This is a genomic window from Nitrosomonas sp. (assembly GCF_024282095.1).
Lineage (GTDB): Bacteria > Pseudomonadota > Gammaproteobacteria > Burkholderiales > Nitrosomonadaceae > Nitrosomonas.
On sequence record NZ_JAMWZS010000032.1, the window covers coordinates 22,300 to 28,827 of the forward strand.

A 6,528-nucleotide genomic window follows, 5' to 3' on the forward strand; every position below is an offset into this window, starting at 1 on the left:
TGATAGCGCGGACAATTACTTTGAAACACCTGGACAAATGAATTGAAATAAATAATCTCTAATTTCTTCAGCCTTCTCATTTAATAAAAGCAAAGCTTCTTCATTTTTTATTCTTGCCAATAACTTTTGGCCAATGCGGATTTTAACTTCAATTCCAAGTATAGCTAACGAAATCAAATGATTCTCAGAATAAAGTGGCTCAATTGTGTTTGAAGAGCATCTTGCCACTATATGACTCGTTCCACCATGCGTTAAATCATGCAAAACCGTTAGATGTGCGTCTTTAGTTGCCTTAATCCACGCTCCATCTGTTTCTGGATTGTCTTCAATAGCTTTAACTAGGTGAGAAATATCGAATTCACGGTAATATTTACCACTTTCAAATTTATCAACTTCCTCATTGGTAGCTACAGTTAATAGCCACACCCCCCGTACATAACATTCGAATAATGGTCGAGCTAGTGCTAATGCAGCCCCTGGTAAGTTGTTTTCTAATAGAATCTTAATACCATCTTCGATATCAAGTGCTTGCTGAAATAAACAGATAGCATATTTTTCACGAAATGCCATATTGTTAAGTACAGTTTCATTAGTGTGTTGATGCAACCAGATAGAAATTTCTTGTGATACTGAAATAATTTTATTAAGTGACATGGACTTAACTATATGCAGTGAATTATCATAAGGATAGCATTAAACCAAGTTTATCTTTGGTAATATATACTTAAGTTCATTGAAAACCACTGGCAAGCGCTTATAGTACCAAATAACGCGAAAATTTAACGCTTGCCACCAATAAAAAAGAACCGATGCAGCCATTTTTCCCTGATGGCGGTGGACGGTTCCATTCATGGATAGGCAATCTGAAACCCTACGACAAAGCACAAATTGCTCCCATGAATCCATGACAAACCATAACTCATTAATCGATAGTAAATGTGAGGAACCATTTACTATCCCTACCATAAGCTTTTTCTATATCTATGGTCTGTCTATCTCAATATAGAATTTTGCAGATGATAGGACCATCAAAGCTCACGCTTTGAATACTTCTAATTGTTATTGCGTCATTCCTGTGCTAATTAGGTCACTAGCCAAGCAGTCACGCTCTATATTGAGTATTTCCAGTTCTTGGTCAATCTCAGCAATTCGTTTACGCCGTTCATCGGGTGACATGCTGCTTTCCGGCCAGTCAAACTGATCCAGTGCATCGGAAAAGCGCTTTTCTATTTGCTCACCAAATAGCCAATAAATAGCGCTGACGTGCCACGCTGCGCCATTAGAAAATGCTTGACCATCCAAGTAGGGAAAAGACTGTAGATTTCCCGATTTTTCATTACGTTCTAATTGCGGAAAACTGATGCTAAACGGGAATCCGGTATTTCGTGCAAGATGGCTCATTCGAATGGGATATTCCGATGCCCGGCGCTGTATATCCTCGCGCACATACTGCATGAAATCTTCTTTACTTAAACGGGATTCAGAAATCATTGCCCGCTCGTTCAGTAACGCTTCAATTTTCTGATCAGCTTCATAAATCTTCTTCTTGATTACTTCAGCCGCGGAACGCAGTTTGGTGAGTAATCCTTGAACTTCTTTGCCAGTATCATTTTTATCCATCCCAGTACCCCTTATTTGCCTGAGTTAATAGAGGACATGCCGGAGGCTTGTGAAAACGGCTTAATGATTTGTTCTATAGCCTTGCATTCCAGCAGTGGCCTTGCTTCTTGCAGCGATAATTCAACTTCATCCCCTTCAATAAATTTCTCGTTATTATGATGAATGGTTCGGGTAACTTTATATTTCACTTTTCTGGCTCCTTTATTTTTATGAATCTGAAATGATCCTTCTTACTTGACGGTCTGTCAGATCGTATTTCATGGCAATATCTCGTTGGCTCATGCCATTTTCGAAGTCTTTAATGATTGATTGATGCCGTTTCTTGATTTCAAGGCTTGAAAGCATGGGCAAAGTCAGTGCTACGCCCTGATAATTAAAGATGATTTTCTCAGCATTGTCCTCACCGACTATGACGGTTAGCCGCTGGCGTGATCGGACACTATTGGAAATATGCAGGCGTGTACCGCCAAAAACCGTGCATAATCGGGTAAATGCATCTTCGCCGATCAGGTTTAACAGTTCATGAGTTTCGTTATTGCTTGGAGTTGGCATATCAGCTTGCAGTTGTTAATGTGGAACATTGTCCACTGCATAATGCCAAGTTGTATGAATAGAGTTAAGGCGGAAGAATTTCCGCCATAAGGAATTAGGAAGTTAAAACTGATTGAGGCGCGGGTGGGAGGCCGGACGTCCCTTCATCAACGAATCATTGAAACGTTTCTGTGGACTCCGAGAATTTCCACAGCTCACCCGCATAAAAGAAGAGCAAAACCGGCGCCGGATTCGAACCGGATAATAAGGGCATAGCGCTTAACCGTTCCCATTGGAAACAACCGGATTTGCTCCGATACTGCAACGAGTGGGAGGCCGGACGTCCCTCCATCCATCGGTGCTTGACACCCAAGCCTGTGGACTCCGAAATTTCCACAGCTCACTCGTTAAAAAATATTCTATACTCTACTTTGATTTACTTCCATATTTTTATAAGTATTAACGAATTCATTGCCTTGCGTTAATCTTCATTCACCGATCTCAGGCTAGTGACGTAATCGCACCTAGATTTGAGGTTATTGATGGTGGCGATTGCGAATTCCGCCAGCCTGTCATGTCGCAGTACCATATTATTATTTAGCGCTTCGAGCATTTCCGTGTCAGTCATCACGCAAGCATCGGGTGGAACCGGTTTTACATTAATCTTGCCTTCATGATCGAAGCTGATCAGCCAGCGACTACTTTTTAAGGCATTAATGAATTCCGGTGACCCTTGAATTTCAGGCGCTTGTTTTGTTTTAGTTGGCATAGCGGCCTCCCATCAATTGCATTTGTTTCACTTGCCCATGGCTTTTTTGCTGAGATTGGAATCGGTGACTAAGATCACTAAAAGTGGTGATGCCGTCCAGAAATGGAACAGAGATAAAGATTTGCTGCATGGTATTACTCCTTGTCTAACGGTTAAAATTCCCGCTCCCTTGCTTCCAAACAAGGAGGCGGAACTGTGCAGGTTGGAAGACCGGGACAAGGTTCCGGCGAGCCTCTCGGCTCCCCGCACAGCCCGCCAAAAACTAGGCGTGCTTATATCAACGGACAAAAAAATAGCCGCTTTAGCGGCTTATCCGCCTTGTCATCGGGCTTCCAAACCCGGCGCGGTGCTAGCCGCGACTTGTTGCCACTCTAGCGCCACATACTAAGCGCGTCAAGCGGTATTTCTGATGGTTTGCGTTAAAAACGCCACAAATGCTTTATAAGGCATTTTCTAATGCTCACACAACCATCATATTCCTTTTTGTTTTCGTGCGAAATTAACGCGCGTTTAACGGTGTTTTTTGGGCATGTTTGACTTTTGAACAACTCAATTATCCATAAGTTTTTTATCCTTCATGAGTCGCCCCCCAACATCCGGCGTTAGTTGCTCCCAACTTAAGCAACCTCAAGTCAAGTTTTTGTGTACCTGTTGCATATGCAATTTTTCGCGCTTCAAAGATAGCCGCGTCAAGATAACGCAAACCGCCATCTTGCCTACCAATCAATAAGCAGAAATCCCTTTCTTTGCGGCCTCCAATGCCTCGCGCTTCCAACAATGCGTCAATGTCTTCTTCTTTTGGCATCTCGACGACAATAATTGATCCCCTGACACGTGAGTTGATATGAGCAAGTTTTGCATTAGAAAAATTCCTATAACCTTCTGTGTTGCCTATAAATGCTAGCGCAATGCCGCATTCATCAGGAAATATCAGAAGCTGTTCCATAATGGATAGTCGTATCAATTGAGCATGATCAAAGATCAGCAAACCACCAGCGGGAATTTTCCTGGAGATAAACTCCCGTAGCTTCTCTCCCACAGAAGGGCGGCCATAAAAACTCATAGATTCAACAACACCATTAAGCAGCCCTGTCCAGGTGCGGCGTTCCCCATCGGCCTGCACATAGACAACATTATCATCCATGCGAGTGGCCCATTTTGCTGTGACGGTCTTACCTGTCCCAGATGCACCATAGATCATAGCAATTCCGCGCTGCCCTTCATTTCCCTTTGACTCTCTTGCATGCTCAAACGCACGTAAAAAAATTTCTGCGGATGGAGTCATGAAAAAATCGCCGCTACGCTCTGCAATCTCTTCATCAATTCCGGTAAACCAGTTTGATAAGGCAAGTGTAATTTCCACCGGCCGCTCACCTTTGATCCAAGCTTCCAATTTATCTTTTGCTACATTTGATTCAACAGCCATCCGCGACAATTTAACGCCTGCATTAAGCATGTCTGTAAGCCTTGCGGCTATGGCATCTTCACGCATCATAGGTTTCTTACTGCTACTTTGAATTGAGGTCAATGATGATTTTGAAGTTTCCTCATCAATCGCTTGATGTTCGGGTATTCCATCTAGGGCTATATTCATTTAGAATGATCCTTCAGTTTGTGTTTTTTGTGTATGGACACGTACAAGTTACAGCTTGTACGTGTTTTATCATTTTGTAATAGCGCGTTGCCTGTAACGCTCTGCCATTCCGGGTGATTCTTTTTCTTTAAATTGTTTAGCCTCCTTTTCCAGCTCCTCATTTTTTATTCTTTCCGCTGATTTTTTATCCAGCAAAACTTCAGATTTTCCTTTAACCATTTCAACTACTTGAGGTTGCGGCAGAATTTCACCTGATTCCTTATCTTCCTCCTCTGGCATAATTTCTTTCGATAGTTTTTTGAGGTATTCACGGCTTTCACTATTTTTCAGTGCCGTAAGTGCTTTAGCTTGCTGCTTAACACTATTTGTCCAAGCTTTTCGTTCCTTTGAGATTCGCTTGCTAGCGGCTTTATCATTAAATGATGTCAATTCTTTCCGGGTAGCTTCACACAAAAGCTTTTCCTTGCGGTAAACATAAACAGTATCGCCAAGATCTCTTGGGTTATAGCGTGCGTAATATCCTTTACCCGGTGCAAGTTTGGCCGTTCCCTCACTCCAATAAGAAGCACCAAGAATGGTAAATGTGGCATTTTTGCGAATGGTTATAACCACAGCGGAATATGTACATAGGCGTAGCTGCGGCATGCTAATGCGCCTAGCTTTATATCCCGGCTGCTTGATTTGCTCGTCATAAACTTGAAGTGGGCTTTTGTCTTCCATACCGTTGCCACGGTGTATGCTTCGGTTATAAGCGGCTATTTCTTCTTTAATGAGTTGTTCGAACAGTTCAACCGGCACAGCCTTATCGCTATCACATTCTTCCGGTCTTGATTCAGTCGAATTACCACAATAAGCACCTTTAAACTCAGGCATAGTTTCAACACGTTGAGCTAATGTTCCAAAAAGCCTTTCAATTGGTTTTGTTTGCCCATGTGCTACGGTTGCCCAATCTACTTTGATATTCAACATTGGGAACAAACCAATAATTTCATCCTCTTTTTTCTTTCCCCTGTTTCTCCATGATGCTCCACCTGTAATTTCCTTGGCAGCGCCTTCCATCCCGTTATCAGGTGCAACACAGCGCGGGATAATATGATCAGTTGTTTTTAGCGCATCAAGGAAGGCATGGCGCAAAAGATCAGAATCTAGTGCAGCGCCAAGCGCATAGCCTAATAAAACCCGACTGCGAACATCCATGAATGCATACATCCATAAACGAAATTTGCGCTCTGGTATTCCATACTTGCCCTTGCGATCAATAACCATGACATCAGTACGCCGGCCATCCAATGACCAAGTGTCATGAAGCGGTAAGTCATATGCTCGGATAAGAGTAGGGGATTTGACTTTGAGAGCTGTTTCCCCTTCTTTGAGCAGCGTAATAACATCATGTGGAATTTTCTTGAAGTCAGACTTTGCAGTATCGTAGCTCGGTATTTCTCCCCATCCGGATATAGCCGCCTGTCGCTTGGTGCGATCCCATGCAGTTTTAATCTTACGGCCTGGTGACATAGCATCCTTCAGAAAGAATAACCAACCATCGTTATTCCATTGCACACGCTTAGCATTTTCTCCCCGCCATTGACCTACTAATAAAGCTGGCCAATGCAGAGGGTCGTAGCCTTTGATACGTGAAAGCTTGTCGTAAAATGCGGTTTTGTTTAAACCAAATCCCTGCTTGATTTGATCCAATGCAGCATGGAAATGAATACCCTGTGCTTTCATGATTTGCCATGCCTGGCAAGCTTCAGTATCCCTGTATGCCTTTTGTTTTAGTTTCTCGTATGATTCTTCAAAAAATGCCCATAATGCCTCAATCTCCTGCCCCTGGCAGTTGCCGCAAATCTTCTTCTTTCCAGCCACTGGGAGCACTATCCAAATTCTTTGCCCAGTATGTGGCTTGTGACAAGGGTGGCAGACTTGATAATGGAATAAGCTGTAGTAGTTCAGACTTGATCTGACAGTAGAGTCTTGCCCAAGGTGGGATTACCCGGTTTGATAGAGGTGTGAATCT

At 42.9% G+C, this 6,528-nt stretch carries 10 protein-coding genes; 1 reads left to right on the forward strand and 9 read right to left on the reverse strand.

The genetic code is table 11. From position 1 onward, the window contains the following. Positions 1-15: 15 nt before the first annotated feature. The 6 genes from Q0K92_RS09950 to Q0K92_RS09975 form a co-directional block, all read right to left on the reverse strand. Positions 16-654: a DUF5677 domain-containing protein gene (locus tag Q0K92_RS09950; RefSeq protein WP_297325651.1), complete on the reverse strand. Its 639-nt coding sequence runs from the start codon at positions 652-654 to the stop codon at positions 16-18. A 405-nt stretch (positions 655-1,059) separates the two neighbouring features. Continuing rightward, positions 1,060-1,620: a hypothetical protein gene (locus tag Q0K92_RS09955; protein ID WP_297325652.1), complete on the reverse strand. Its 561-nt coding sequence runs from the start codon at positions 1,618-1,620 to the stop codon at positions 1,060-1,062. Between the two features lie 11 nt (positions 1,621-1,631). After that, positions 1,632-1,808, reverse strand: coding sequence for a hypothetical protein (locus Q0K92_RS09960; protein WP_297325653.1), 177 nt, complete (start codon positions 1,806-1,808; stop codon positions 1,632-1,634). 19 nt (positions 1,809-1,827) lie between these two features. Further along, complete coding sequence (locus Q0K92_RS09965; protein ID WP_297325654.1) at positions 1,828-2,172, reverse strand: Mor transcription activator family protein; 345 nt, start codon at positions 2,170-2,172, stop codon at positions 1,828-1,830. A 460-nt stretch (positions 2,173-2,632) separates the two neighbouring features. Beyond that, positions 2,633-2,920: a hypothetical protein gene (locus Q0K92_RS09970; RefSeq protein ID WP_297325655.1), complete on the reverse strand. Its 288-nt coding sequence runs from the start codon at positions 2,918-2,920 to the stop codon at positions 2,633-2,635. Further along, complete coding sequence (locus tag Q0K92_RS09975) at positions 2,910-3,050, reverse strand: hypothetical protein (protein WP_297325656.1); 141 nt, start codon at positions 3,048-3,050, stop codon at positions 2,910-2,912. Before Q0K92_RS09975 ends, Q0K92_RS09970 begins: the two co-directional genes overlap by 11 nt. 65 nt (positions 3,051-3,115) lie before the next feature. On the opposite strand from Q0K92_RS09975, the gene Q0K92_RS09980 reads away from it, so the two are divergent. Beyond that, entirely contained in the window at positions 3,116-3,295 is a 180-nt protein-coding gene (locus tag Q0K92_RS09980) for a hypothetical protein (protein WP_297325657.1), read from the forward strand. A gap of 193 nt (positions 3,296-3,488) precedes the next feature. Here the strand turns inward: Q0K92_RS09980 and Q0K92_RS09985 are convergent, their stop codons facing one another. The 3 genes from Q0K92_RS09985 to Q0K92_RS09995 all read right to left on the reverse strand — a co-directional run. Further along, positions 3,489-4,514: an AAA family ATPase gene (locus Q0K92_RS09985; protein ID WP_297325658.1), complete on the reverse strand. Its 1,026-nt coding sequence runs from the start codon at positions 4,512-4,514 to the stop codon at positions 3,489-3,491. Positions 4,515-4,583: 69 nt separating this feature from the next. Then, positions 4,584-6,377, reverse strand: coding sequence for a transposase domain-containing protein (locus Q0K92_RS09990; RefSeq protein ID WP_297325659.1), 1,794 nt, complete (start codon positions 6,375-6,377; stop codon positions 4,584-4,586). Further along, a partial coding sequence (locus tag Q0K92_RS09995) for a hypothetical protein (protein ID WP_297325660.1) occupies positions 6,328-6,528 on the reverse strand: 201 nt, incomplete at its 5' end. The genes Q0K92_RS09990 and Q0K92_RS09995, both read right to left, overlap by 50 nt.